At 71.5% G+C, this 26,405-nt stretch carries 22 protein-coding genes and 1 pseudogene; 9 read left to right on the top strand and 14 right to left on the bottom strand.

The window, feature by feature from the left end; genetic code table 11:
* Nucleotides 1-60: 60 nt before the first annotated feature.
* Nucleotides 61-747: a DUF305 domain-containing protein gene (locus ABZ622_RS11345; protein WP_360542117.1), complete on the top strand. Its 687-nt coding sequence runs from the start codon at nt 61-63 to the stop codon at nt 745-747.
* Between the two features lie 152 nt (nt 748-899).
* A pseudogene (locus ABZ622_RS11340) lies at nt 900-1,097 on the top strand (NADP oxidoreductase); the annotation flags it as partial.
* On the opposite strand, the gene ABZ622_RS11335 reads toward ABZ622_RS11340, so the two are convergent.
* Nucleotides 1,098-1,478, bottom strand: coding sequence for a helix-turn-helix domain-containing protein (locus tag ABZ622_RS11335; RefSeq protein ID WP_360542116.1), 381 nt, complete (start codon nt 1,476-1,478; stop codon nt 1,098-1,100). It abuts the pseudogene before it with no gap.
* Nucleotides 1,479-1,620: 142 nt separating this feature from the next.
* Nucleotides 1,621-2,037, bottom strand: a complete 417-nt coding sequence (locus ABZ622_RS11330; protein WP_360542115.1) for an acyl-CoA thioesterase — start codon at nt 2,035-2,037, stop codon at nt 1,621-1,623.
* 301 nt (nt 2,038-2,338) lie between these two features.
* On the opposite strand from ABZ622_RS11330, the gene ABZ622_RS11325 reads away from it, so the two are divergent.
* Nucleotides 2,339-5,356 carry a carbohydrate binding domain-containing protein gene (locus ABZ622_RS11325; RefSeq protein ID WP_360542114.1) on the top strand — a complete coding sequence of 1,006 codons (3,018 nt, stop codon included), beginning with the start codon at nt 2,339-2,341 and terminating at the stop codon, nt 5,354-5,356.
* Here ABZ622_RS11325 and ABZ622_RS11320 read toward each other — a convergent pair.
* From ABZ622_RS11320 to ABZ622_RS11300, 5 genes are read right to left on the bottom strand one after another with little or no spacing between them, the layout of a single operon-like run.
* The gene (locus ABZ622_RS11320; protein ID WP_360542113.1) at nt 5,349-6,380 is read right to left on the bottom strand and encodes a LacI family DNA-binding transcriptional regulator; all 1,032 of its coding nucleotides are present in this window, start codon (nt 6,378-6,380) and stop codon (nt 5,349-5,351) included. The two genes, ABZ622_RS11325 and ABZ622_RS11320, sit on opposite strands and share 8 nt — an antisense overlap.
* 53 nt (nt 6,381-6,433) lie before the next feature.
* A complete protein-coding gene (locus ABZ622_RS11315) occupies nt 6,434-7,495 on the bottom strand; it encodes an ABC transporter permease (RefSeq protein ID WP_360542112.1) in 1,062 nt (353 codons plus the stop codon).
* Entirely contained in the window at nt 7,492-8,466 is a 975-nt protein-coding gene (locus ABZ622_RS11310) for an ABC transporter permease (RefSeq protein WP_360542111.1), read from the bottom strand. Before ABZ622_RS11310 ends, ABZ622_RS11315 begins: the two co-directional genes overlap by 4 nt.
* The gene (locus ABZ622_RS11305) at nt 8,463-10,214 is read right to left on the bottom strand and encodes a sugar ABC transporter ATP-binding protein (protein WP_360542110.1); all 1,752 of its coding nucleotides are present in this window, start codon (nt 10,212-10,214) and stop codon (nt 8,463-8,465) included. Before ABZ622_RS11305 ends, ABZ622_RS11310 begins: the two co-directional genes overlap by 4 nt.
* A 47-nt stretch (nt 10,215-10,261) precedes the next feature.
* Nucleotides 10,262-11,347 carry an ABC transporter substrate-binding protein gene (locus ABZ622_RS11300; protein WP_360542109.1) on the bottom strand — a complete coding sequence of 362 codons (1,086 nt, stop codon included), beginning with the start codon at nt 11,345-11,347 and terminating at the stop codon, nt 10,262-10,264.
* A gap of 267 nt (nt 11,348-11,614) precedes the next feature.
* Here ABZ622_RS11300 and ABZ622_RS11295 point away from each other — a divergent pair, with 267 nt between their 5' ends.
* Nucleotides 11,615-12,103, top strand: a complete 489-nt coding sequence (locus ABZ622_RS11295; protein WP_360542108.1) for a hypothetical protein — start codon at nt 11,615-11,617, stop codon at nt 12,101-12,103.
* Nucleotides 12,104-12,150: 47 nt separating this feature from the next.
* Here ABZ622_RS11295 and ABZ622_RS11290 read toward each other — a convergent pair whose 3' ends face one another.
* The 3 genes from ABZ622_RS11290 to ABZ622_RS11280 form a co-directional block, all read right to left on the bottom strand.
* A complete protein-coding gene (locus ABZ622_RS11290) occupies nt 12,151-13,248 on the bottom strand; it encodes an NADH:flavin oxidoreductase/NADH oxidase (protein WP_360542107.1) in 1,098 nt (365 codons plus the stop codon).
* A 71-nt stretch (nt 13,249-13,319) separates the two neighbouring features.
* Nucleotides 13,320-13,709: a hypothetical protein gene (locus ABZ622_RS11285; RefSeq protein WP_360542106.1), complete on the bottom strand. Its 390-nt coding sequence runs from the start codon at nt 13,707-13,709 to the stop codon at nt 13,320-13,322.
* A 131-nt stretch (nt 13,710-13,840) separates the two neighbouring features.
* Nucleotides 13,841-14,626 carry a methyltransferase domain-containing protein gene (locus ABZ622_RS11280; protein WP_360542105.1) on the bottom strand — a complete coding sequence of 262 codons (786 nt, stop codon included), beginning with the start codon at nt 14,624-14,626 and terminating at the stop codon, nt 13,841-13,843.
* A 140-nt stretch (nt 14,627-14,766) separates the two neighbouring features.
* Here ABZ622_RS11280 and ABZ622_RS11275 point away from each other — a divergent pair, with 140 nt between their 5' ends.
* Nucleotides 14,767-15,300 (top strand): GNAT family N-acetyltransferase, encoded by a 534-nt coding sequence (locus ABZ622_RS11275; RefSeq protein ID WP_360542104.1) that lies wholly within the window; start codon nt 14,767-14,769, stop codon nt 15,298-15,300.
* Here ABZ622_RS11275 and ABZ622_RS11270 read toward each other — a convergent pair.
* The gene (locus ABZ622_RS11270) at nt 15,288-16,004 is read right to left on the bottom strand and encodes a cupin (RefSeq protein ID WP_360542103.1); all 717 of its coding nucleotides are present in this window, start codon (nt 16,002-16,004) and stop codon (nt 15,288-15,290) included. The genes ABZ622_RS11275 and ABZ622_RS11270 overlap by 13 nt on opposite strands.
* Before the next feature lie 217 nt (nt 16,005-16,221).
* Between ABZ622_RS11270 and ABZ622_RS11265 the strand changes: the two genes are divergently transcribed.
* Nucleotides 16,222-17,310 carry an exo-alpha-sialidase gene (locus tag ABZ622_RS11265; protein WP_360542102.1) on the top strand — a complete coding sequence of 363 codons (1,089 nt, stop codon included), beginning with the start codon at nt 16,222-16,224 and terminating at the stop codon, nt 17,308-17,310.
* A 262-nt stretch (nt 17,311-17,572) separates the two neighbouring features.
* Nucleotides 17,573-20,380: a hypothetical protein gene (locus ABZ622_RS11260; RefSeq protein ID WP_360542101.1), complete on the top strand. Its 2,808-nt coding sequence runs from the start codon at nt 17,573-17,575 to the stop codon at nt 20,378-20,380.
* Between the two features lie 142 nt (nt 20,381-20,522).
* Here ABZ622_RS11260 and ABZ622_RS11255 read toward each other — a convergent pair whose 3' ends face one another.
* A complete protein-coding gene (locus ABZ622_RS11255) occupies nt 20,523-21,200 on the bottom strand; it encodes a uracil-DNA glycosylase (protein WP_360542100.1) in 678 nt (225 codons plus the stop codon).
* A gap of 143 nt (nt 21,201-21,343) precedes the next feature.
* Between ABZ622_RS11255 and ABZ622_RS11250 the strand changes: the two genes are divergently transcribed.
* Nucleotides 21,344-22,420, top strand: coding sequence for a BadF/BadG/BcrA/BcrD ATPase family protein (locus ABZ622_RS11250; RefSeq protein ID WP_360542099.1), 1,077 nt, complete (start codon nt 21,344-21,346; stop codon nt 22,418-22,420).
* A gap of 119 nt (nt 22,421-22,539) precedes the next feature.
* Nucleotides 22,540-23,463, top strand: a complete 924-nt coding sequence (locus tag ABZ622_RS11245) for a hypothetical protein (RefSeq protein WP_360542098.1) — start codon at nt 22,540-22,542, stop codon at nt 23,461-23,463.
* A 72-nt stretch (nt 23,464-23,535) separates the two neighbouring features.
* Here the strand turns inward: ABZ622_RS11245 and ABZ622_RS11240 are convergent, their stop codons facing one another.
* Nucleotides 23,536-24,621: a lactonase family protein gene (locus ABZ622_RS11240; protein WP_360542097.1), complete on the bottom strand. Its 1,086-nt coding sequence runs from the start codon at nt 24,619-24,621 to the stop codon at nt 23,536-23,538.
* Nucleotides 24,622-24,840: 219 nt separating this feature from the next.
* On the bottom strand, nt 24,841-26,361 hold the full coding sequence (locus ABZ622_RS11235) for an FUSC family protein (RefSeq protein ID WP_360542096.1): 1,521 nt from the start codon (nt 26,359-26,361) through the stop codon (nt 24,841-24,843).
* Between the last annotated feature and the right edge of the window lie 44 nt (nt 26,362-26,405).

Raw genomic sequence — 26,405 nt, 5'->3', positions numbered from 1 at the left:
ATGAAAGTTTGTGATCGCTGACGCGCGAAAGCGTGTCAGGACTGTCGGCAGCCAACCCATATGGCCGTGGAGGTCCACTTGTTGATCCACCGTCAGACCATGCGTGTACGCAGATCCGTTCTCGTCGCGGTGGCCGTCTCGGCCGTTCTCGCCCTCACCGCGTGCGATGCGGGGGACGGTGAAAGCCGTACGAAGGAGCAGGCGGGCGGGGGGCCTTCGGTGGTGGCTCCCGGAAAGCCGGGCGAGCCCGCACGGACTCTCTCCGTCGAGGAGGCCGCGAAGGCCGCCGGGGACGACACCCCCAACACGGCCGACTACCGCTATGCGCAGATGATGATCCAACACCACGCTCAGGCACTGGAGTTGACGGGTCTCGTACCGTCGCGTTCCGGCTCCTCCCCGGTCAAAAGGCTCGCCGAGCGCATCACCGCGAGCCAGAAGCCGGAGATCGGCGCCATGGAGGGCTGGCTCACACACAACGGCGGAGCGAAACGTGAAACCGCCCACGACCACTCCGCCATGCCCGGGATGGCGACCGAGGCACAGCTGAAGCAGTTGCGCGAGGCGGACGGCGCCGTCTTCGACAAGCTCTTCCTGAAGTTGATGATCACCCACCACCAGGGGGCGATCACGATGGCCACCGAGGTGCTCGCGGAGGGGAACAACGTGCAGATCGAGGAGATGGCCGGGGACGTCGTCGCGCAGCAGACGGTGGAGATCAACAGGATGCGCACGATGTCGTCCTGACGGCGGCGCCCGGCGCACCCCTCCCCGCTCCGCCCGCCGGTGCCGTGCTGGAGGCATCCTCCGGGGAGCGGTGCGCCGTGCTCCGCGTCGCCGTCGTCGGCTCCGGTCCCAGCAGCGCCTGCACCGCCCAGGCCCTGACGGCGCCGGATCCGGCGGGTCTGGTGCCGCGGGACGGGGCGCCGTCGCCCGGGGAGTACGTGGCCGGGCGGATCAAGCGCGGGCCGGCCGGAGTGATCGGCTCGAACCGGTCGTGCGCGAAGGAGACGGTGTCTTCGCTGCTCGACGACACCCCGCCGCTCGCCGGGCGCCGGCCGGTGTCCGGCCCGGTGGCCGCGCTGCGGGCATGCGGGCTACCGACCCTCGCCGACGCGTCGGACCTGCCTGTTCGCCGCATCGAGGACGCTGTCGAGGAGCCCGGGGAACAATGCCTCCAGGTCGTCCCGCCGCAGCCCGTTCATCTTGGCCGTGCCCCGGTAGATCTGCTGGACGATCCCGCTCTCGCGCAGCACCCGGAAGTGGTGCGTGGAGGTGGATTTGGAGACCGGCAGTTCGAAGCAGGAGCAGCTGAGTTCGGCTTCTGCGGCGGCCAGCTCACGGACGATGCGCAGCCGCATCGGGTCGGAGAGGGCGTGGAGCACTCCCTCGATGCGGATCTCGTCCCGCGCGGGGTGATCCAGGACGCGGCCACCCGCCTCGGCGGTGCTTGCGGCGGGGGCGCTGGCGGGGGTCACGTCGGCTCCAGTTCCTGGGCTTGCTCGGATCCTCCATAATACGAGACTCGTCGAATTTCCGTACGTCGTAGTTCTGGCTCTGTACGTCGAAGCTCGATACGTACCGGACAGGACCGGCCCGCCGGCGGCCGGCCGCAGCCCGTCACCCCTTGAGCAGCTCCGGATTGTCGGCCAGTGCCGCGAGGTGTCCGGCCGGATCGGCGATCAGCCTGCGGGCGGTCAGGTCGAGCATCCCCGCCACGCCCGTGACCTCCGCCGCGACGGTGCCGTCCTCCTTGAGGATCTGCTGCGCGACCGTGAACGTCTTCCCCGCGCCGTACATGAACCGGCAGGTCACCCGCACCCGGTCGCCGCCCCGGAGCTCCTGCAGGAACTTCACCGTCGCTTCCAGTGCGACCGGCCCGACGCCGCTGGCCAGCAGTTTGTCCTGCGGCAGACCGGCGGCGCGCAGGAGTTCCCAACGGGCATGCTCGGCGTACTGGAGATAGACGGCCTGATTCAGGTGTCCCTGGGTGTCGAGCTCGTAGCCCCGGACGGTCACGTCAACAGAGAAGGTCATGAACGTCCCAACCCCGGGGCGCGTTCCGCCATTCCCACCCATCCGCACCACCGCCCACGTCTCGTACCACCGCCCGCGCCGCACCCCTTTACGCATCCGTCATGCCCAGGTAACTTCCTCACCGCAAGAGATTGCAGCAAAATTCCGACAGATCTTGCTTCTTGGGGCGGTCGGAATGGACTGCTCGCCCGAACCCCGAGGCGCGTCAGGGTTCTCCGGCGGGACCGAGCAGGTGGTCATCGAGCGCCTGCGCTGTCGGCTGCCGCGGCCTGCCGGCCGTGGCCCTCCCCTGGAGACACGAATGAGACGCACCGCACGCTCCCTGCTGAGACGCCCGCTGGCAGCAGCCGTGACGGCCGCCGGGATTCTGGGACTCCTCACCGCCGTTCCGGAGACCGCCGCTCCGTCCGCCTCCCCCACCGCGGCGACGGAGAACACCGCGACGGTCTTCTACTACACGAAGACCAGGAACTGGTCGGCGTACGACCTGCATTACGCACCCGACGGCGGCTCATGGACGACCGTGCCCGGAGTACGGATGGAGGCCGCCTGCACCGACTGGGTGAAGAGGACCGTGAGCCTGGGCAGTGCGTCCGGGCTGGCCGCGACCTTCAACAACGGCTCGGGGACCTGGGACAACAACGCCGGGAAGAACTACGCGCTGGGCACCGGCGACATCACCGTCAAGGACGGGGTCGTGGCCCACAGCGACCCGTGCGCCGACGGCGGCACCGGCCCTTCTCCCTCCCCCACCGGCACCAACACCGCCTCGGTCTACTACTCGACGACCACCGTCGGGTGGTCCCTCGCCAACATCCACTACCGGCCGGAGGGCGGATCGTGGACCGCCGTGCCGGGCGTGGGCATGACGGCGGCGTGTACGGGCTGGATGAAGCGGTCCGTCGACCTCGGCGGCGCCACCTCCATGCAGGCCGCGTTCAACAACGGCAACGGGGTCTGGGACAACAACAACGGCAGCAACTACACGATCCGGTCCGGTGTTTCCACGGTCGAGGACAAGGTCGTCACCTCCGGGGCCGACGACCCGTGCGCCGCCGAACCGGCCGACACCCGGGCACCGACCGTTCCGGCAGAGGTGAAGGCCGACGCCGACGGCGTGTCGATCGTGCTGACCTGGGAGCCGTCCACCGACGACCGCGGCGTCACCGGATACCAGGTGACCCGGACCGGGGGCACCAGGGGCACGGTGGTCACCGACGTCGGCTCGACGGTCCACTCCGACACGAACCTGGAGGAGAGGACCGCCTACAGCTACACGGTGAAGGCCGTGGACGCGGCCGGCAACGTGTCCGCGGCGTCGGCCGCCGCCACCGCCACCACCGGGGAGAAACCCGCCACCCCGGCCGCCGGGAAACCACTGGGCACCGACCCGCGCAAGGATCCGATCTACTTCGTGCTCACCGCCCGGTTCGAGGACGGCGACAGCTCCAACAACCGGGGCGGCAGCCAGCACGTGAAGTCCGGCAACGCGGCCAACAACGACCCCATGTTCCGCGGCGACTTCAAGGGCCTGGTGAACAAGCTCGACTACATCAAGGGCCTGGGCTTCTCCGCGATCTGGATCACCCCGGTCGTCCTGAACCGGTCCGACTACGACTACCACGGCTATCACGGCTACGACTTCTACAAGGTCGACGGCCGGCTGGAGTCCGCCGGCGCCTCGTACCAGGACCTGATCAACGCGGCGCACGCCAAGGGCATGAAAATCTACCAGGACGTCGTCTACAACCACTCCTCGCGCTGGGGCGCCAAGGGCCTGTTCACACCGACGGTGTACGGCGTCCGGGACGACCAGTGGAGCTGGTACTACGACGAGCGGAACGAGGGCTTCGAGTACGACGGCGTCAGCGTCGAGCCGAAGTCCGGGAAGTCGTACTACAACGGCGATCTCTGGTCCACCGCGGAGCCGTCCGGCAACACCTGTCTGGACTGGGGCAGGCCCACCGGCAAGACCTCGCCCGAGGGCTACAAGCTGTACGACTGCCAGTGGCCCAGCCCGACTTCGGGAATGTTCCCCAAGGCGTACTACCACAACTGCTGGCTGGGGAACTGGGAGGGCGAGGACTCCCGCAGCTGCTGGCTGCACGAGGACCTGGCCGACTTCGACACCGAGAGCGCGCCCGTGCAGAACTACCTGATCGGCGCCTACGACAAGTACATCGACATGGGCGTCGACGGCTTCCGGATCGACACCGCCGTCCACATTCCACGCACCACCTGGAACCGCCGCTTCCTGCCCGCCATCCAGGAGCGCGTCACCTCGCGGTTCGGCGCCGCGGCGGCGAAGAACTTCTTCGTCTTCGGCGAGGTCGGAGCCTTCGTCAACGACAAGTGGAACCGCGGCTCGGTCAATCACTCCGCGCAGTTCTTCACCTGGAAGGAACGCAAGGAGTACGCCGCCGACGACGCGACGGCCGCCCTGGAGATGTACGACTACGAGCAGCAGCAGGGCACCGGTTCGCAGCCCACCTCCACCAACGCGTTCCTGGACGGGAACACGTACCACACCCCGGACCACAGCCGGTTCTCCGGCATGAACGTCATCGACATGCGGATGCACATGAACTTCGGTGACGCCGACAACGCGTACAGCAACGGCAAGGATTCCGACGACAGTTACAACGACGCCACCTACAACGTCGTCTACGTCGACAGCCACGACTACGGGCCCAACAAGAGCAGTGAGCGCTACGCGGGCGGGACCGACGCGTGGGCCGAGAACATGTCGCTGATGTGGACGTTCCGCGGCATCCCGACGCTCTACTACGGCTCCGAGATCGAGTTCCAGGCGGGCAGGAAGATCGACTGCGGGCCCAGCTGCCCGCTGGCGTCCACCGGGCGCGCCTACTACGGCGACCATCTCGCCGGCACGGTCGAGGCGTCCGACTTCGGCAAGGTCTCCTCGGCCACCGGCGAGGTCGCCCATACGCTCGCCGAGCCGCTGGTGAAGCACCTGCAACGGCTCAACGAGATCCGGCGGGCCGTGCCGGCGCTCCAGATGGGCCAGTACTCCACCGAGGGCATCACCGGCTCGATGGCGTACAAGCGCCGCTACACCGACGCCGCGAGCGGGACCGACAGCTTCGCGCTGGTGACCGTCACCGGCGCCGCCGACTACACCGGGATTCCCAACGGCACGTACAAGGACGCCGTCACCGGGGACACCCGGGTCGTGTCGGACGGCAGGCTCTCGGTCGGCGCACCCGGCAAGGGCAATCTGCGCGTCTACGTCCTCGACCTGGGAGGGAGGAACGCGGCACCCGGCAGGATCGGCGCGCCGGGTCCGTACCTCAACTAGCCGGGTCCGTACCCCGGTCGGGGCCGGTGGACTCGCGGACGACGAGCCGGTAGCCGGGGCGGGGCCGTCGGGGTTCGGACACCGGGCTGCCCGAGAGCCGTTCGACGAGGCTGTCGACGGCGAGCCGTGCGATGGCCTCCTTGTCCGGGGCGACCGTGGTGAGCGTGGTCGCCCCGTACAGGCTCTCCTCGATGTTGTCGAAGCCGACCACGGCGACGTCCTCGGGGATCCGGAGCCCGCGCGAGGTGAGGGTGCGCATGGCGCCGATGGCGATGAGGTCGTTGTACGCGAACACCGCGTCGGGCCGCTCTCCCCGGTCCAGGAGAGCGGCCATGGCCCTCGCGCCGTCCTCGCGTCCGTAGCCGTCGGTGACCACGATCAGCGACTCGTCGGGCTCGATGCCGGACGCGGCGAGTTCCTCGCGCCAGCCACGCAGCCGCAGATGGGCGGGCTGGCGTTCGCGCCCGGTGCGGGAGCCGAGGAAGGCGATCCGGCGGTGACCGCGGTCGACGAGATGGCGTACGGCGTCGCGGGAGGCGGCCACGTTGTCGATGGCGATGTGGTCGTAGGGGGCTTCGTACTCCCGCTCGCCGAGCAGGACCAGGGGCGCGGTCTCGGTGCGCGCCATCAGGTCCTCGGTCTCCAGATGGATCGGGCTGAGGATGAGTCCGTCGATCACATGGGACCGGAAGCCCTGGCTGACCAGGAGTTCCTTGTCTCGGAGGCCGCCGGTGTGGTCGACCAGGACGGTGTAGTCGTGCCGGGCGGCCGCGTCGACGACCGCGCCCGCGAGCTCCGCGAAGTACGGGTTGCCGAACTCTGGCACGGCGAGCGCGATGATGCCGGTGCGGCCCTTGCGCAGATGGCGTGCGGTGAGGTTCGGCCGGTAGCCGAGTTCGTCGATGGCCTGCTGCACCTTGGCGCGCATCTGCGGTGTGACGTGCTGATAGTTGTTCACCACGTTCGACACGGTCTTGATGGACACGCCCGCCCGTTGTGCAACGTCCTTGAGGCTGACGCCCACGGCACTCCCTGACTCTGCTCGATGCGCACTCGGGCGCGGTGGGTCGGCTCGGCTCAGCCGGCTCTGCGACCGCGCGCCAGACAGCGCTGGGCCACGACGACAACGATAAGGAACCCGCCGCTGACCACCGACTGGTACGAGGAGTTCAGCGAGCCGATCTGGTTGATGAGGTTCTGGATGACGGCCAGCAGCAGGACGCCCCAGAGGGTGCCGCTGACCGATCCGGCACCGCCTGCGAGGAGGGTGCCGCCGATGACGACGGCGGAGATCGCGTCGAGTTCCATGCCGACGCCGACGATGGTGACGCCGGAGGAGAGCCTGGCCGCGTTCAGCGCACCGGCGAGTCCGGCGAGCAGCCCGCTGAGCGTGTAGACGAGAAGTTTCGTACGGGCGACGGGCAGGCCCATCAGGGTGGCCGCGTCGCCGCTGCCGCCGACGGCGAACAGGGTCTGTCCGAACGAGGTGCGCTGCAGCAGCACTCCGGCGGCGCCGAACAGCACCAGCGCGATCAGGATCGGATGGCCGAAGCCCCATACGCTGCCCTGTCCGAGCCCGGCGAAGGCGGAACCCTTGGGGACGAGGTAGGTGGTGGCGCCCTCGTCGGTGACGGCTAGGAGCAGGCCGCGCGCCGCGAGCAGGGTCGCGAGGGTGACGATGAAGGGGGCCATCGCGGCACGGGCGATCAGGAATCCGTTGAGCAGACCGATCGCACCGCAGACCAGGAGCGGTACGAGCAGCGCCGGCAGGATGCCCCATTGCGAGGCCCAGGCGGCCAGCACACCACCGAGTGCGAAGACCGAGCCGACGGACAGGTCGATCCCGCCGGTGATGACGACGAGGGTCATGCCGAGGGCGACCACGGCGAGGAACGACGCCTGCACCGTCACACCGCGGGCGTTGTCCAGGGTGGCGAACGTCGGGTAGACGAACGAGGCGGTGATCACTACGGCCAGCAGTACGGCGAGGACGCCCTGGCTCCTGAGGAGTTCGACGAGCCGCCGTGCGGGCGCGGGCCGGGGCCCGGCTCCCCGCCGGGGTGCGCCGTCTCCGTCCGCTGCGGGGCTCTCGCGGGGCGGGGGAACCTGAGCCACCGCCACGGGTGTGGTTTCGTTCATCGGGACCGACGCTCCCGGGCTACGTAGACGGCGGCGACGATGATGGCCGCCTGGGCGATCTGTGCGGTGGAGTCGGGCAGGTCGTGCTTGACGAGAGTGGCGCGCAGCAGCTGCATCAGCAGGGCGCCCGCGACGGTGCCGAGCACCCGGACGGAACCGCCGTCGAGGGGGGTGCCGCCGACCACGACCGCCGTGATGGCGGAGAGTTCCATGAGGGTGCCGAGCGAGGAGGGGTCGCTGGCGGTGAGCCTGGCGGTGGCGAGGATGCCGGCCAGGGCGGCCAGTACGCCGCAGAGCACGTACACACCGATGAGCACGCGCCGTACCGGCAGTCCGGCGAGGGCGGCGGCGGAGCGGTTGCCGCCGACGGCGACGATCCGGCGGCCGAAGGTGGTGCGCCGGACGAGGAGGGCGACGGCGGCGGCGAGGATCGCGGCGATCAGCACGACCGTCGGGATGCCGAGGAGGGAGCCGGTGCCGAGGGCGAGCAGGTCCGGGTTGACGATCTGCTTGAGCTGTCCGTCGGCCATGACGAGGGCGAGGCCGCGGCCGCCGACGAAGAGGGCGAGGGTCGCGACGATCGGCTGGAGCCCGACGACCGAGACCAGGGTGCCGTTGACCGCCCCCACGACCGCGCCGGCGAGCAGCGCGACGAGGAGCGCGGGCACCAGCCCGTATCCGAGGTAGAGCGGCAGAAGTGCGGTGGCGAGCGCCATCGTCGAGCCCACGGACAGGTCGATGCCCTCGGTGCCGATGACCAGGGCCATGCCCAGGGCGACGATGACGACGGGGGCGACCTGGACGAGCTGGGTACGCAGATTGTCGGCGGTCATGAAGTGCTCGGTGAACAGGGCGTTGAAGGCGAGCACCGCTGCCACGGCGACGTACACCCCGTACTCCTGGTACCAGGCGGGGTCGCGCAGCCGGGCCAGGGGTCCCGCGGGGGCGGGGAGGGCGGCCTGGGCAGTCATCGGGGGTCCTCCTGGGCGGCCTGGGCGTTTCCGGTGGGGGCGATTCCGGTGGGGGCCTTGCCCGTGGGGGCCGCTCCGGCGGGGGCCGTTCCGGTGGGTGGCGGTGAATGGTCGGCGAGCACTTCGAGCAGATGGCTCTCGGTCACCGCGTCGCCCTCCAGTTCGCCCGCCACCGACCCGCCGCGCAGGACGACGATGCGGTCGGCGCCCTCGATGAGTTCCTCGATGTCGGAGGAGATGAGCAGGACGGCGATGCCCTCGCGGGCGAGGTCGTCGATGAGCCTCTGGACCTCGGCCTTGGCGCCGACGTCGATGCCCCGGGTCGGCTCGTCCAGCAGCAGCACCCTGGGCTCCAGGCAGAGCCAGCGGGCGAGAAGGACCTTCTGCTGGTTGCCTCCGGAGAGTTCGCCGACCGGTTGCTCGGGGCTCGACGCCTTGATCCGCAGCCGTCGCATGAAGATGTCGACGACGCGGTCCTGCTTGCGGCGGGAGACCACACCGAAGCGGGAGAGCCGGTCCATGGCGGCCAGCACGATGTTCTCGCGCACGGAGAGGCCGGGCACGATGCCTTCGGCCTTGCGGTCCTCGGGCAGCAGACTGATCCCGGCGCGGATGGCACCGGCCGAGCCCAGTCTGCGCAACGTCCTTCCGCCGACGGTGATTTCACCGGAATCCAGACTCAGTGCACCGGCCAGGGCCTTTGCCGTCTCGCTGCGGCCGGAGCCCAGGAGGCCCCCCAGGCCGAGGACCTCACCGCCGTACAACGACAGGGATATGTCGTGGAGTTGGTGCCGCCGGTTGAGCCCGTTCGCGCTGAGTACCGCGGTGCGTTCCTGCGTGCGTGCCGCGTCGTTTTCTTCGCCGCGTCCCTCGCCCATCCCTTCGCCGCGTCCCTCGCCGCGTCCTTCGCCGTCGAAGCGGGTGGAGCCGGTGCGACGGACCTCCGACAGGTCGCGGCCGAGCATCATCGAGACGAGCCGCATGCGGTCGAGGCCGGCGAGGTCGCCGGTGTGGATGTGGCGGCCGTCGCGGAGCACGGTGACGCGGTCGCAGATCCGGTAGAGCTCGTCCATGCGGTGGCTCACGTAGAGGACGGCGATGCCCCGGCCGCGCAGGTTTCCGATGACCCGGAAGAGGGTCTCGACCTCGCGCGGCTCCAGCGAGGAGGTGGGTTCGTCCATGACGACGACCTGGGCGTCGACCGAGACGGCGCGGGCCAGGGCGACCATCTGCTGGGTGCCGATGCCGAGTGTGTGCAGGGGCTTTCGGGGGTCGACGCGGATGCCGAAGCCGTCGAGCAGTTCGGTGGCCTCGTGGTGCATCCGGGCGAAGTCGATGAGGCCGATGCGGTTCTTGGGCTCTCGGCCGAGGAAGATGTTGCGCGCCACGCTCATCAGCGGGACGAGGTTCACCTCCTGGTAGATCGTGGAGATTCCGGCCTGCTGGGCCTCGAACGGCCGGGCGAACCGGACGGGTTGTCCACTCAGCCGCAGCTCGCCCGCATCCGGCCGGTGGACACCGGTGAGGACCTTGATCAAGGTGGATTTCCCGGCGCCGTTCTCCCCCACCAGCGCGTGGGTCTCCCCGGCACGCAGGGAGAACGACACGTCGTCGAGGGCCACGACGCCCGGGAAGCGCTTGCTCACCGAGCGGGCTTCGAGGACGGCGGCCGACGCCGGCTGCCGTTCCTGCTCCTCCTCCTGCTCGCGCTCGCGCTCCGGCTGCGGGACTGCTTCCGGTGGTGCCATGAGTGGTCTCGGCCTTCCGCTGTTCCGGGGGTGCGGCGGGAGTGCGGTCAGTACGCCCCGCCGAGCGACGCCCTGGCGTTGGACTCGTCGTACGCCCGGTCGGAGATGATGACGTTCTCCGGGATCTCCTCACCGCCGTAGAACTTCCGGGCGGTCGCGAAGGCGAGCGGTCCGAAGCGCGGGTTCGACTCGATGACGGCGTTGTACTCGCCGTTGACCAGGGCCTGCACGGCGTTCCGGGTGCCGTCCACCGAGACGATCTTGACGTCCTTGCCGGGCTTCTTGCCCGCGGCCTTCAGAGCGGTGACGGCACCGAGCCCCATCTCGTCGTTCTCCGCGTAGACGGCGGTGATGTCGGGCTTGGACTGGATGAGCTGCTCCATGACCTGCTGGCCCTTGTCGCGGGCGAACTCGCCGGTCTGCCGGGCGACGATCCGCAGGCCGGGTGCCTGGGCCTCGACCTGGTCGACAAAGCCCTTGGTGCGGTCGGTGGTGACGTTGTTGCCGGACGCGCCGAGGAGAATGGCGACCTCGCCCTTGCCACCGGTCGCCTTGATCATCGCGTCCGCCGCGCGCTTGCCCTGCTCCACGAAGTCGGATCCGAGGAAGGCCACATAGTCCTTGCAGGCAGTGGAGTTGACCTTGCGGTCGATGGTGAGCACCGGGACCCTCTTGGCCGCTGCCGCCTTGAACGCGGGCTCCAGACCGTCGGAGTTCAGCGGGGCCACGATCAGGAACCGGGCACCCTGGGACAGCATGTCCTGGATGTCGCTGATCTGCTTGGAGAGCTGGGACTGCGCATTGGTGGTGAGCAGCTTCTTCACGCCGATCTTCTTGGCCTCGTCCTTGATGGAACGGGTCTCGGCGATGCGGAACGGGTTGGCTTCCTTCTCCGACTGCGAGAAGCCGACGACGGCGTTCTTCAGATCCAGCTCCGGCGCACCGTACGTCCGGAGCGAGCAGCCCGGACCCGAGCTGCTCTCGGGGGACTTGGCGGCCTGTGCGGCCTGGCTGCTGTCGTCACCCGCGCTGTCCGGGGTCTCCGACTTGGCGCAGCCGGCGGCGGCCAGCATGGCGGTGGAGGCGAGGAGACAGGCGGCGGCGAGGGTACGGGATCGACGCTGGATCATCATGCGCGGGACGCTCCTTGGCGGGAGGACGACACGCTCGTCGGCGGGCCGTCGGGGCATGGCTTGACGATGCATCAGCCGCCGGGCGGCTCGGTTTACAACGTTATATAGGCGGTGTGACGCGAGCGGCAAGACGTCGTCGAGTTGTTTCTGTGCAGGGCCACGATCGCGTCACGAGAAGCTGAACTCCCTTACGGGGAAGGGAAGACGGGCATCCGACCGGGCCACCCCACCGATGTCTCGGCATCCCGCCCCGGGACGATCGAGCACATGAGGGGATGGACCGGGCGTACGCAGGGATGGGCCGGACACACGAGGGAAGGGGCGGGACGCACGCCCCGGTGGGTGGTCGCGCTCGTGATGCTGTACGTCGCGGTCCTGGTCCTCGCGGGTACCGCCTCGCACCTCGCCGGCCTTCTCCGTGGCGGTCTGCGCCCCTACGACTGGGCCCCCGACTGGCTGAACCTGTACTGGCCCTCGCTCACGGTCCTCGACTCGGCGGCGGCCCTGCTCCTGCTGCGCGGGCGGCGGGCCGGCGTGGACCTCATGTGCGCGGTGACGGTGACCGATCTGCCGGCCAACTGGTATGCGGCGTACGGCATCCAGCACGTCGACGTGTCCGCGCGTCCGGGCCTGTGGCGCCTCGCCGCCTTCACCCTCTTCGCCCTCGCGACGGGCCCCTTCGTCCGCGCCCGACTCCGCCCCCGCCATGAGGTGGGGCGCGGCTGCGGCGGACAGTCCCGGCCCGGTGCCCCGTGACGCTTCGCGCCGTGCGGGGCCGGCCGGGCCGGGGCGGCGCGGGTCCTCTAGACCGCGCGGTGGTACTGCTCGGGCGTACGGAGTTCACCGCCCAGCTCGCGGGCCGCCGCCTGAGCCCATGACGGGCTGCGCAGCAGTTCGCGCCCGAGGAGGACGGCGTCGGCCCGCCCCTCGGTGATGATCTTCTCGGCCTGCTGCGGCTCGGTGATCAGGCCGACCGCCGCGACCGGCAGCGTGGTCTCGGCCCTGACCCGCTCGGCGAAGGGAACCTGGTACCCCGGCCCGGTCCCGATGCGGGCGCGTGGGGCGTTTCCGCCGCTGGAGACGTCCAGCAGGTCGACCCCGTGAGCCTGAAGCAGCGTGGCCAGCCGCACGGTCTCGTCGGCGGTCCAGCCCTCTCGGTCGTCCTCCTCGTTCTCGGTGAGCCAGTCCGTCGCGGAGATCCGGAAGAAGACCGGCAGTTCCTCCGGCCAGACCTCGCGTACCGCGTCGACGACCTCCAGGGCGAGTCGGGTGCGGTTCTCGAAGCTGCCGCCGTACTCGTCGGTGCGGCGGTTGCTGTGCGGGGAGAGGAACTCTCCGATGAGGTATCCGTGGGCGCCGTGCACCTCGACGACCTGGAACCCGGCGTCGACGGCGCGGCGCGCGGCCTCGCGGAACCGGTCGACGATCTCCCGGATACCTTCCACGGTCAGCTCGTGCGGCACGGGGTGGCCGTCGTCGAACGGCAGCGGGCTGGGGGCGACGGGTGTCCAGCCGTGCGCCTCCGGTCCGACCGGGGCGCCGCCCAGCCAGGGGGCGGCCGTGGAGGCCTTGCGCCCGGCGTGCGCGAGCTGGATACCGGCCACGGACCCCTGCCCCTTGATGAATGCCGTGATCCGGCGGAAGGCGGCGACCTGGGCGTCGTTCCAGATGCCGAGGTCGCCGGGGCTGATCCGGCCCTCGGGGCTGACGGCCGTCGCCTCGGTGAGGATGAGCCCGGTGCCGCCGATGGCACGCGCCGCAAGATGGGCGAAGTGCCAGTCGGTCGCCACGCCCTGCTCCGGCCCGTCCGGTGCGGCGCAGTACTGGCACATGGGCGCCATCCAGACCCGGTTGGGTATGACGAGCGACCGCAGGGTGTAGGGCTCGAAGAGGGCACTCACGTCGGACTCCGTTTCGACGGGTACGGAAGGATCACTAGTACGATACATCTCGTAGTACGGCACCCGTCAAATTACGATGCCTCTCGTACAACCCGGATCGTGATGTCGGCGTCCGCGTCATAGCCCTGGGTCCAGCTGCGCCCGGCACCCGACTTCCAGGTGACATGGACGGTGGCGCCGTCGACCTTGACGTCGTCCACGGTCATGGCCCGGTCACCGTCCCGTACGTCCCCTCGGCGCAGTTCGCGCGCCTTGACGGTGACGGGTTCCGCCGTCCGCGCGCTGTCGGCCTCGTCCGCCGCGAGGGCGAGCGCCGCCGCCAGCTCCCGGGCGCGGGCGGGGGCGCAGATCAGCGACAGCTCGCCCGAGGGCGCCTCGGCCCTGATCCCGACCCGCGCTCCGACGGGGTTCACCTCCAGCACCGCCGCACGCCCCTCGGCGTCCTCGATCCCGCTCGTCATCGCTCCACGCTCCCTTTCACCGGGCCGGCCGTTTCCTTCGCCCGGCCGATTCTCCCCTTCGGCCGTCCGGCGCGGTCCTGCCGCCGGCCCGATACGGCCCGAGGCCCTCCGGGCGGGCGGCACCGGCGGCGTCAGGCGTCCTGCGGCTCGGCCACGACGATGTAGAACGTCACAGCAGCCAGGAAGGGGCCGTCGGTGAGGTGGTCCAGCCAGCGTCGCGCCGCTTCCCCGGTGACACAACCGGCGTCCACGGCACGGCGCATGGTGCGCTCCAGGCCGAGGATCCGGTCGGCGGCCCGGGCGTCCCGGAAGACGGGGGTGAGCGGAATGACCCCCGGCACCGCGAAGCCGGCATCCGTCGCCAACCGGGCGAGCTGGCTGCCGACCCGGGCGTTGCGGACGGCTTCGTCCGTGACGTACCGGGTGTAGGCACGCGACAGACCACTGTCCGGATGATCGACCGTGAGGGTCCCCCAGTCCGGCTCGGCCATCACGAGCCGCCCGCCCGGCCGCAGCACACGCCGGACCTCGCGAAGCGCCCGGACCGGATCGGCGACGTGCTGGAGAACCCGGTCGGTGCGGGCCCGGTCGACGCTGCGGTCCGGCAGCGGCAGCTCGTGGATGTCACCGACCCGGACGGTCACGTTGCTCCGCCCGGCGGTGCGGTCCCCGGCGACGTCGACCGCGGCCGGGTCATGGTCGACGCCGATCACCTCGCCGGTCGCGGTGACGGCCTCGGCGAGTGTGCCGAGGTCGGTGCCGGGGCCGCAGCCGAGGTCGGCCACCGTCTCGCCCGGACGGACGGCGAGCTCGTCGAGCATCTGCTTTTTATACGAACGGCCGAGGTCGGTCGCGGCGACCCGGTCGAGGTAGCCGAACGCGTCGGGAGTGGAGGTCTCGAACATTGATGAGGTCATGGCCGCCAGTCAAGCAAATCCGCCGAACGGAGAGGCCCCCTCGGGCGGTTCTCGAATCCCGCCGGCATCGTCGCTCGGCGCGTAACGGGATACGACTATCACGTTGCGGGCCGCCCGGGGCCTGCGTACCGTCACCGGCCATGACCACCCCCGCTCTGCACACCGCACGTCTGCGCCTGGCGCCCTACACGCCGGACGACGAGGAGGACTTCGTCGCGCTCTTCCAGGACACCCTGGTCTCCCGCTGGATGGGGGAAGGACCGCAGAGCGAGGCCGAGGACCGCGCCCTGTTCGGACGGATCTTCAGCAAGGTGTACGCACAGGACCTGTTCGACGTCTGGGCGGTCCGGCACGAGGGCCGGTTCGTCGGCCACGCGGAGATCAAACCGTCCACGGACGTGGGCGGCCACGAGATCGTCTACGCCCTGGCCGCCGGAGCGTGGGGGCAGGGGTTCGGCACCGAGATCGCGCAGGCGCTGACCGGGTACGGATTCGACACCCTCGGGCTCGCCGAGGTGCACGCCACGGTGGCCGCCGACAACGCCGCGTCGCTGGCGCTGCTGGGCCGGATCGGTTTCCGGCATGTCCGGGACAGGGTCGAGGACGACGGCAGCACGACCCGGGTCCTGACCCGATCCACCGCGCCCGCCGCCGGGTCCGGTCAGCCCCGGTAGACGTCCAGGCGGCCGCACATGCCGAACCTTCCGTGCGCGGAGGGCTGTTCGGCGTGCACGCAGGCGTCGGCCAGGTAGTCGCCGTCACCGCGTGCCACGGCGTCGAGCTGGGCGCCGGTCACCTCGGAGGCGGCGGCGGCCCCCCGCTCCCAACGCCCGCGCCAGTCCTCGGCCTTCAGGCGTACGAGCGCGGCGGCGGCCCGGTGGAATGCGGCGAGCGGCCCGGGGTCGCCCGCCTCGGTGGCCCGGCGCAGGGCGAGAAAGCCCTCGATGGCGAGATCGCGGCGGGCGCGGGCGGCCCGCTCCTGGTCCGCTTCCGAGCCGTCCACGGGCAGCGCGACCGACGCCCGGTAGACCTCGGGGTCCGCCAGGCGGTCCGGCGGCAGGGTGAGCACGGCGTCGCCCGCCTCCGGCAGCCCGCTGTTCTCCATGAGGACGACGATGCGCAGCCCGTCCTCGTTGACGAGCCGGTGGATGGTGCCCGGTGTGAACCACACCAGCGCGCCCGGCGCCAATGGCGTCTGCCGGAATCCCGAGGCGGTGAGGGTCTGCACCGAGCCCGTGCCGCCGACCACCACGTACCCCTCGGAGCAGGTGAGATGGAGATGGGGCGTCCCGCCGCGCAGGCCGTCCGCGGTGGGCCAGTCGTAGACCCGCAGGTGGGACACGGCTACGGCGCCGGGCAGCCCTTCGAAGGTCGGCACAGCTGCTCCTCGGTCTCTCCGCGACGAGGCGGAATCGGGGGTTCGAGCGGAATTCACATACGCCTTGGCAAGCGCTTTCCACGTCTGCTGAACCGTACCCGCGCAGGACGCGGATGCACCAGAGCACGGGTGTCGGGTGCCGCCCTGCGGGCCACTGTCAGTGGTCGGGTGCAGACTGGCCGATATCCGACACAACGGCGTTTCGGGAGGTTCGGCCATGACCGACGTACTGCTCACCGTGGGCACCCGCAAGGGACTCTTCATCGGCCGCAGGCGCGGCGGCACGTGGGAGTTCGACGGCCCGCATTTCAATGCCCAGGCGGTCTTTTCGATCGCCATCGACACCCGCGGGCAGGTTCCACGGCTCCTGGCCGGCGGCGACAGCGCGCACTGGGGCCCCTCGGTCTTCCACTCGGACGACCTGGGCAGCACCTGGGTCGAGCCACGACAACCAGCGGTGAAATTCCCCCCATTCACCGAGGCATCGCTGGAGCGGGTCTGGCAGCTGCATCCGGCGGGCCCCGAGGCGCCCGACGTCGTGTACGCGGGGACCGAGCCCGCCGCGCTGTTCCGCTCCGCGGACCGCGGGGAGTCGTTCGAGCTGGTCCGCCCGCTGTGGGAGCATCCGACGCGTTCGAAATGGGTGCCCGGCGGGGGCGGTGAGGGGCTGCACACCATCCTGACGGACCCGAGGGACGCCCATGCCGTGACCGTCGCGGTCTCCACGGCCGGGGTGTTCCGCACCAAGGACGGCGGTGCGAGCTGGGCCCCGGCGAACAAGGGCGTGTCCGCGGTCTTCCTCCCCGACCCGGATCCCGAGTTCGGGCAGTGCGTCCACAAGGTGGCGAGGGACGCGGTCGATCCCGACCGGCTCTATCTCCAGAACCACTGGGGAGTGTTCCGGAGCGACGACTCCGGGGACAGCTGGACCGACATCGGCCGGGGCCTGCCGTCGGACTTCGGTTTCGCCGCGGCCGCGCACCCGCACCGTGCGGACACGGTATACATCTTCCCGATCAACGCCGACGCCGACCGGGTGCCCGCCGAGCACCGCTGCCGGGTGTTCCGTACCGGCGACGCGGGCCGCACCTGGGAGCCGCTGTCGACGGGGCTGCCCGAGGAGACGCACTACGGCACGGTGCTGCGTGACGCGCTCTGTACGGACGACGCCGACCCGGCAGGGGTCTATTTCGGCAACCGCAACGGCGAGCTGTACGCGAGTGCGGACGACGGTGACAGCTGGCAGCAGCTCGCCTCGCATCTGCCGGACGTCCTGTGCGTACGGGCGGCGGTGATCGACGCCTGACCACGGCGGCGGGGGCACCCGGTCGTCCGCGCCCCGGCCTTCCGCGCACCGGCGCCCGACCGCCCGGTGCCCCGGCCGGCCCTGTGCCGCCATCCCCCTGGTTCCTACCGGTCATCGGTCCAACTCGATTCCCCGGGGCAGCAGTTCCGCGCCATGTGACGCGGTCCGAGGCAACCCCCGGGCTTCGCACTCCGTCCTCCGGGAGCGGGGGCCCCAGGGATCTCTGGGGAGTTCGAGAAGGCCGATGACCAGGAGGACCACCTTGATCCGTGTCTCGCGCACGGTTACCGCCGCGCTGGCGGTACTCACCTTGACCGTGGGATGGCCGGAACTGGCGCGCGCGTCGCCGCAACCGGCACCCCCGCAGCTATCCGCCGAATCCATATCCTCCATATCGCGGGGCGAGCCGGACGGCCGGCTCCCCGCGGGCTGGCGGGTCACCGGGACGGGAGCCGGGCAGGAGCTCGTCTGGACCTCGCCCGACCCGGTGCCCATGGGCGATGCCCGAGTCGAGTTCTACGCCGGGGACCGGCTCCTGGGCCGGCCGGTCGCCGCGCAGGACCGGCATACGTTCCGGATGAAGCTCGACGGCGTACGCCTCGGGCCCGTGACCGGCCTCAAGGCGCTGGCGGGCGGCCGGCGTCTCGACGCGTCCGGAGCCCGGCGGGCCCCGGACGCCCGGCGCACCGCCGAGGCCGCGGAGTCGGCGGCTCCCCTGCCCACGAACCCGGTCGACCCCGGTGTGCCGGGCAAGTACCGGACCGTCAGCGGCGAGTACGCCCTGAAGTCGGTGCGGTTGCCCGGGTTCGGCGCCCCGGTGGAGATGCGGGCCGCGGTGGTGTCGCCGGTCGGCGCACCGGGACGGCGGCCGCTCGCGCTGTTCCTGCACGGCCGTCACTACACGTGTTTCAACGCCAAGGGCGATCAGGGCATGTCCTGGCCCTGCGAGGCGGGCACCCGGCCGGTGCCGAGCCATCGGGGCTATCTGCGTGACCAGAAACTCCTGGCTTCCCAGGGGTATGTCACGGTGTCCATCTCGGCCAACGGGATCAACGGGCAGGACGATGCCGCCGACGACGGCGGCGCCCAGGCGCGCTCGTCCCTGGTGCGGCTGCACCTCGCCCGCTGGGCGGACTGGGCCACCCACCGGTCCGCGGCGCCCGCGGCCGTGCGTGCCGCACCGCCGGCCGACATGTCCCGAGTGCTGCTCGTCGGCCACTCCCGGGGCGGCGAGGGCGTCAACCGGGCCGCGCTCGACAGCCTCTCCCGGCCGCCCGCGGACCAGGACGGCTACCGGGGCCCGGTGCGCTGGCACATTCGTGGCACCGTCCTGATCGGCCCGACCGTCTTCGGCCAGAACCCGGTTCCCGACGTGCCGTCCATGACCGTCCTGCCGGGCTGCGACGGTGATGTGTCCGACCTCCAGGGCCAGATCTACGTCGACGGCACCCGAGGTGTCAGCCGTGGCGCCGCACTGCACAGCGCGGTCTACGTGGTCGGCGCCAACCACAACTTCTTCAACAGCGAATGGACGCCGGGGCAGGCACAGGCGCCCGCCGACGACGACTTCTGGGACGACGACACCCCGGACCCGGTGTGCTCGCCGGGCAAGAAGGCCCGCCTCACCGCCACTTCGCAGCAGCGGGCCGGGGCCACGTACATCGCCGCCGCCGCCCGGCTGTTCGTCGCGGGTGACGACCGCGTACGCCCGCTGCTGGACGGTTCGGACCGGCGCGCGCCCTCGGCCGGTCCGGTCCGTGTGCTGACCCACGCGGTCGGCGGGAGGCGTACGCCCGCGTTCCTGCCGGACGCCTCGACGGGCGTGACGGGCGGCCGGGTGTGCACGCAGGTGGACCCCGACCCGGGCCGCTCCTGTCTGCCGCCCGAGGGGGACGCCGTCTCCCCGCACTTCGCCATGTGGGAGACCGCGCGGGAGCCCGGCCGTCACGCGGTCGCGATGCGCTGGTCGAAGCCGGGCGGAGCGGTCAGGATCCGTCCCGCACGTCCGGTGTCCGTGGCGGGTGCCGATTCGCTGGCGCTCCGGGTGATCGTGCCGCCCAACACCACCGGCACCCGGCTGGACGTCGCGCTCACCGATGCCTCGGGCCGACGGGCCACGCTGGGCGGCGCCCGGATCGACGGTCTGCCGGGCAGCGACCGGACCGCCTCCTACTGGGGACGCGAGATCCGCGTGCCGCTCTCCGCCGCCGTGCGGAGCAAGGTGGACCTGAAGCATGTGAAGAGCCTGGAGCTGACCCCGCGGAGCGGTTCGGGGCAGGCCTGGCTGGTCGACGCCTGGGGCTGGCGGCCCGGAACACCCGCTGTTCGGGCGGCCTCGCTGCCGCGCGTGGACATCGGCCAGGTGAAGGTCCAGGAAGGCGATTCGGGGGTCCGGACCTACCGCGTTCCGGTGCGGGTCTCCGGGCACGGCAGCGGTCGGGTCCGGCTGTTCGTCTCCGACCCGGACAAGGACGGGCCCCGCTACCGGACGGTGACGGTGCGTCCGGGCAGCCATGACATCGATGTGCCGGTCGAGGTGCGGGGCAACACCCGCTTCGGCTACGACATCACGCACAGCGTGTTCGTCAAGGCGGTCCGCGGCGCGGTCGTCGGCTCCCACCTGGGCGGTCTGACCGTACAGAACGACGATCCGATGCCCACGGTCGAGGTGACGCCGGTCGCGGACCGTGTCACCGAGGGGCAGAGCCTGCGTTGGAGGATTTCGCTCTCGGCGGTCGCCGATGTCGACATCGACTCCGCCGGTTTCGAGATCCAGCCGGTCGGCGCAGGGCCAGAGCTGTCCACCCTGGACGTCGACGGAACATGGCTGAGGGAGACGTTCGACGAGTCGCCCGACCCGGCCCGGCCGCTGTCCAAGGTGTCCGAGCCGTCGTTCCTGCCGGCCTTCGTGCCCGCCGGGAAGCTGAGTACCGAGGTGGCCGTGCCCACGGTCCGAGACGGGCTGAAGGAGCCCGAGGAATCACTGCGGATGCAGCTGATGACCTACGACGATTCCTGGGAGCCGCAGGAGGGACCGGTGTTCACCGGCACGGTGCGCGACGCACCGTGAACCGGACGCCCGACGCATGACCCGGGCCTGGCCGGCGGTTCATCGCCGGACGGGCCCCGGCGGGACGAGGCACCGGCTCCGTGAAGGGGCCGGTGCCCTCGCGGGGGCCGGCGAAGCGTGTGCCCGGTCCGCGTCCTGCCTGCTAGGGCAGCTGCCAGTCGACCGGCTGGGCCCCCTGGCGCAGCAGGAGTTCGTTGGTCCGGCTGAACGGGCGCGAACCGAAGAAGCCGCGGTCCGCCGACATGGGCGAGGGGTGCGCGGACTCGATCGCCGGGTAGTTGTCGAGGAACGGCCGGAGGTTACGGGCGTCGCGCCCCCACAGCACGGACACCAGCGGCTTGCCGCGTGCGGCCAGGGCCCGGATGGCCTGTTCGGTCACTTCCTCCCAGCCCTTGCCGCGGTGCGCGCCCGGCTTGCGGGGCGCCGTGGTGAGTGCCCTGTTCAGCAGCAGTACGCCCTGTCGCGTCCAGGGCGTCAGGTCGCCGTTCGAGGGACGCGCAAGCCCCAGGTCCGTGTGGAGTTCCCGGAAGATGTTCTCCAGGCTGCCGGGCACCTGGGGAACCTCGGGGGCCACGGAGAAGCTCAGCCCCATCGCCATTCCGGGTGTCGGGTAGGGGTCCTGACCGACGATCAGGACGCGTACGTCGTCGAAGGGCTGCTGGAACGCGCGCAGGACATTCGCTCCGGCCGGCAGATAGGTGCGTCCTGCCGCCACCTCCGCGCGCAGGAAATCGCCCATCGCGGCGATGCGTCCGGCCACAGGTGCGAGTGCCTCGGCCCAGCCGGGCTCGACTACTTCATTCAACGGTCGTGGTGCCACAGAACGTCACTCTACCGGCGTAAACGGTCCGCCCCCGGCCCCGTACCCGGTCCGGGCCGCCGAACTCCCACTCCCCCGGCCCGTTCTCGCGGTACGGGGGATAGGCTGCCGCCGTCATTCGTCTTCCTCCCTGGAGTCGGCCCATGAGTTCACCGCGGCGATCGCCGGAAAGCACCGGCGCCGGTGCGCGTCCGGGCGGGGCGCCGGCCGCATCGGGGCCGTACGTGCTCGGCGTGGACTCGGGCGGTTCGGGGCTGCGCGTGGCACTGGGCGCCGTCGGCCTATCCGCCCCCTTGGCGATGGTGGCCTGCGCCGCTCCGGTGCGTACCGGACCGGCCGGAATCGACGCGGGTCATCTGCTGGAGCAACTGCTGCCCGCCGCCCGCCGGCTGCTGGATCAGTGCGGCGGCGAGGACGGCGCCGGAATCGAAGCCGTGGCGGTCGGCGCCGCCGGCATGGCGACGCTCGGCGATCGGCTGCGCGCGGAGCTGCCGTCGGCCCTGGCGAAGGCGCTCGGGGTACGGCGGCTGGCGCTTGCCGCCGATGCGGTCACCGCGTACGCGGGGGCGGTCGGTCAGCGTCCGGGGGCGGTCGTCGCGGCCGGCACGGGCATGATCGCGCTGGGTACGGACCTGACGAGCTGGCGCCGGGCCGACGGCTGGGGACATCTGCTGGGCGACAGCGGCGGCGGGGCCTGGATCGGCCGGGCCGGGCTCGATGCGGCCATGCGCGCCCATGACGGGCGCCGCGGCGGCTCCGCGGCTCTGCTGTCGAGGCTGGAGGCGGTGTTCGGACCGGCGCCGGAGCTGCCCGGACTGCTCTATCCGCGTACCGACCGGCCTGCCGTGCTGGCCTCGTTCGCGCCCGAGGTCGCCGCGTGCGCCGGGCACGATCCGGTCGCCGCGGGCATTCTGCGCGAGGCCGCGGCACATGTCGCGGAGGCCGCCGCGGCGGTGTGCCCGGCGGCGGGGGCCGACGGCGAGCCGTGCGAAGTGGCGCTGACGGGCGGCTTGTTCCGGATGGGCGATCCGCTGCTCGTACCCCTGCGCGAGGAGCTGGCCCGACAGCTTCCGCAGGCACGGGCGGTCCCCGGTTCGGGTGATCCATTGACCGGTGCGCTGTCCATCGCGCAAGCGCTGGCGACCGGGGATCTGCGGCTGCCCCGTCACCCGACGCTGCTCCGGGTGCCTGGTGAGGGGCCTGAGCGGCAGCCGGAATAGGGGACGACAGAGCAGGACAGTCGACCAGTAAGCCACTCATCGGATAAAAGTGGACAGATAACGCCTGTCCGGACCCTCCCCGAACAGGGCCGCACCCAAAACCAGTAGCATGCGGCGCCATGAGCACCCCCACTGGGCCCGCTTCCGGCCTGCCTGTACGAATGCCGCGACCTCGCCAGTCCGGACGGCACCGCCGCCCGGAGCCCGTGGTCGCACCCGAGGGCGCTGCCGCGCTCGTTCTCGCCGTTCCCGGTACCCCCTCCTCGGCCACGCGCAGTCTGGCCGAAGAGGTGATCAGCATCGCCCGGTCCGAGCTGCCCGGCCTCAACGCCCGGATCGGCTACCTCGACGGCGACGATGCCGAGTACCCGACACTCTCCGCCATACTGACCCACTGCGCCGCCGAGCGCGTCGCGCGCTACGAGCAGGCGCGGGCCGCGGGCCGTGAGGTCGCCGAGCCCGAGGGGCCGTCCGCCGTCGTGGTGCCGCTGCTCGCGGGGCCGGACAGCGCCCTGATCCGGCGGATACGACAGGCCGTGATGGACAGCGGCACGCAGGTAGAGCTGACCGATGTGCTCGGCCCGCACCCGCTGCTCGCCGAGGCGCTGCACGTGCGGCTCTCCGAGGCCGGTCTGGCCCGCGCCGACCGCGCCAGGCTCTTCACGGTGGCCACGGCCGCCGACGGCATCGTGCTGGCCACGGTGGGTGGCGACGAGGCCGTGCAGGCCGCCGGGATCACCGGCATGCTGCTGGCCGCCCGGCTCGCGGTTCCGGTGATGGCCGCGGCGCTCGACGTCGAGGGCTCGGTCGCGTCGGTCGCCGAGCAGCTCACGGGCTCCGGCTCGGTGCAGCTCGCGGTGGCCCCGTACCTGGTGGGCCCGGAGGTGGCCGAGGGGCTGCTGGACGCCGCCGCGAAGGAGGCCGGTTGCGCGACGGCCGAGCCGCTCGGCGCCTACCCGGCGATCGGCAAGCTCGTGCTGTCGATGTACATGACGACGCTCGGCATCACGCCCGTCGCGCCGCAGGGCGCCCAGGCGCACTGACCCCGCCGCGAATCGCCGTACGGGCCCGGAGAACCGGGCCCGTACGGCGATCGTGCCGGGTACGGTGCGGAATCAGCCGAAGATCACGCAGGACACGGCGGGGGCGGCCAGCGATCCCGCGCGGCGCGGGATGCCGGTCTCCGGGTCGATGTCGAACCAGCTGACGTCGCCGGACCGCTCATTGGCCGCGTACAGCCGGCGGCCGGCGGGGTCGAGCGCCAGGTCGCGGGGCCAGTGCCCGCCGCAGTCCACGGTCGTGACCAGGGTCGCCTGCTCGCCGGCCGCGTCGAGCGCCAGGACCGAGATGCTGTCGTGCCCCCGGTTGGCGGTCCAGAGGAACCGCCCGTCGTGCGAGACGACCACCTCGGAGGGGTACGTCGCCGGCTCGTCGCCCTCCGTCGGCGGCGCGGGCAGCACGGAGGTCTCCCCCACCGGCTCCAGGACGCCCGCGGCGGCGTTCCACCGGCACGTGGTGACGGTCGGTTCGAGTTCGTTCAGGACGTAGGCGTGGCCGCCGGCGGGGTGGAAGGCCAGGTGGCGCGGGCCGGTGCCCGGGCGCAGGGCCGTCTCGCCGTGCGGCCGCAGCGCCCCGGTCGCCGTGTCGAGCGCGCAGATCCGTACGGAGTCGGTCCCGAGGTCCACGCCGAGCACCCAGTTCCCCGACGGGTCCGGCAGCACCTGGTGGGCGTGCGGGCCCCGCTGCCGGTCGGCGTCGGGGCCGCTGCCCTCGTGCTGGGACACGGAGGCGACCGGGCCGAGGGAACCGTCCGCGAGCACGGGCAGGACGCTCACGCTGCCGGAGTTGTAGTTGGCGGTGAGCAGATGGCCGCCCGCGAGCGCGAGATGGGTCGGGCCGTCGCCGTCCACCAGCCGGATACCGCCGAGCGGCTGCGGTACGTCGCCGCTGACGTCCAGGGCGGCTGCCGCACCGGGCTCGGTCTCACTGACCGCGTAGAGCGCGCCGCCGCCCGGCCCCGGACCGTGGCCCAGGGCGAGGAATGAAGGATCGGGGACCGTGTCCGTGGTGCCGAGGACGGTCAGCGCCCCGGTCTCCCGGTCCACGGCGGCGACGGTGATTCCCCGTCCGCCCGCCGAGGTGAACGACCCGATGAATGCCCGTACCGCGCCGTCGTCGCTGCCCGTCGCACTGTCCGTCACCGCAATGCCCCTCTCGGCCGACCGATCACGACGGCCCGTGCCGTCGTGATCTTCCGGGGCGACGGTAGCAGTCGGCTATCAGGTCCAGACCAGTGCCTCGGCTGCCGGGGCCGCGCGGGGAACACGTCCGAGGGCGTTTCACACCGGTCAGCGGCGCCCGCGGGTGGCTGTGCGGTGAGGCCGGCGAGCGCCCGTTTCGGGCCGTGCGGACGCGACGGCTCAGGTGCCGGCCGGAAGGTGGCCGGACCTCCGGAGGGGAACGGCAAGTTCGAGCAGGGCCCGTTCCAGCGCATGGAGGTGGGCGAGGTGGGCGTGCACCGGTTCGGCGCCCGCGGGCTCCGGGGCCGTCGCGCGGTCGAGTCGCAGGTCCCGCCCGACGGTCGGCGCGTCGGTGAGGGCCTCGACGGCAGCCTCCACACGCCAGCAGGCCGCGGCGAGCCGGACATCGTGCGAGGCCTCCGGATCGGCGGCGACGGAGGCCAGGCCGCGCACCTCGCGTGCGCAGTCGTCGAGCAGTGCGAGCACCTGCCGCGCCCGTCGCTTGCGGGCCTTCATCGGGTTGAGCGGATGCACCAGCGGCGCGAGCGACAAGCGCACCCGGCCGAGGATCGCCTCCAGTTCGGCGACGTGCCTGGGCGGGTCGGCGGCCTCGCTCCCGGCGAGCCGGGCGGCGGCCTCGGCCGTGCAGGTGTGTACGCACCGCAGCGCCCGCTCCACCCACGCCTCGGTCACCGCATGTGTGGTCACCGGCAGCACGAACAGCACCGCCAGTACGGCACCGAGCGCCCCGGCCGCCGTCTCGGTCACCCGCAGCACGAGCAGATCCGTGTCGAGCACGCCGAGCAGCCCGTACAGCATGCTCGCCATCACGGTCACGGCCAGCATCATCCAGGTATAGGAGACAGCGGCGGTATAGAAGATTCCGAACACCCCCATCGCCACCACCACGGCGGCCACGACCGGCTCGTGGTGCAGCGGCACGGCCACGGCGAAGCCCAGCCCGATCCCGAGCACCGTTCCCAAGAAGCGTCTGAACCCGCGCACGACGGCCTCGCCCCGCGAGGTCGTGGCCACGAACACCCACCAGGTGGCGCCGACCGCCCAGTACCAGCGCTGGTCGGAGAGCAGTTGCCCCACCGCGAGCGCGAAGCCCGCCCCCAGTGCCGCCTGCACGGCCTGCCGTGTGGTGATCCGGCCGAGCCCGCTCGCCCCCGAGGGCAGGGCGACTGCCACGGGTACCGCGAGCCTCCGCTCGTAGCACCACACCCCGAACCGCACCACCGACGACGCGACGAGCGACAGCAGCACGGCCGCGTACAGCTCGGGCAGTTGGCCGGGCACGGTGTGCAGGAACTGGGCGGAGAAATAGGCCATGAAGCCGAACACGCCCAGCGAGTGCCCGCGAGGTCCCCACCGCCGCGCGTACACCCCCGCCCCCACGACGGCGAGGAACGCCAGGTCGCGTGCGACGGGCACATCGTGCAGCACGGCGGCGAGCGTGAGCACCGGGAGACCGACGACGGGGAGAAACGCGGTCGTGACCGCCTGCCCACGCACCGTCGGGTCGGTCACCGTGAACAGTGCGAGCAGCGCGGCCAGGCCACCGGTGATGGCCGCCACCAGCGAGTGCCCGGACGCCCCGCACAACGCGACGGCGAGCCCGATGCCGAGCACGGCCCGGGACGCGAACCGCAGCCGCATCCGCCCCGGATCGTGTGCGACGAACGCCCTCTTCAGCAAGTTGTCCTGCCCCTTTCACACATGGACCAGCGCATTTCACACCT

It is taken from the genome of Streptomyces sp. NPDC007164 (assembly GCF_040634135.1).
In the GTDB taxonomy this organism is placed as follows: domain Bacteria; phylum Actinomycetota; class Actinomycetes; order Streptomycetales; family Streptomycetaceae; genus Streptomyces; species Streptomyces sanglieri.
This window is presented reverse-complemented; position numbering and strand designations above follow the sequence as displayed.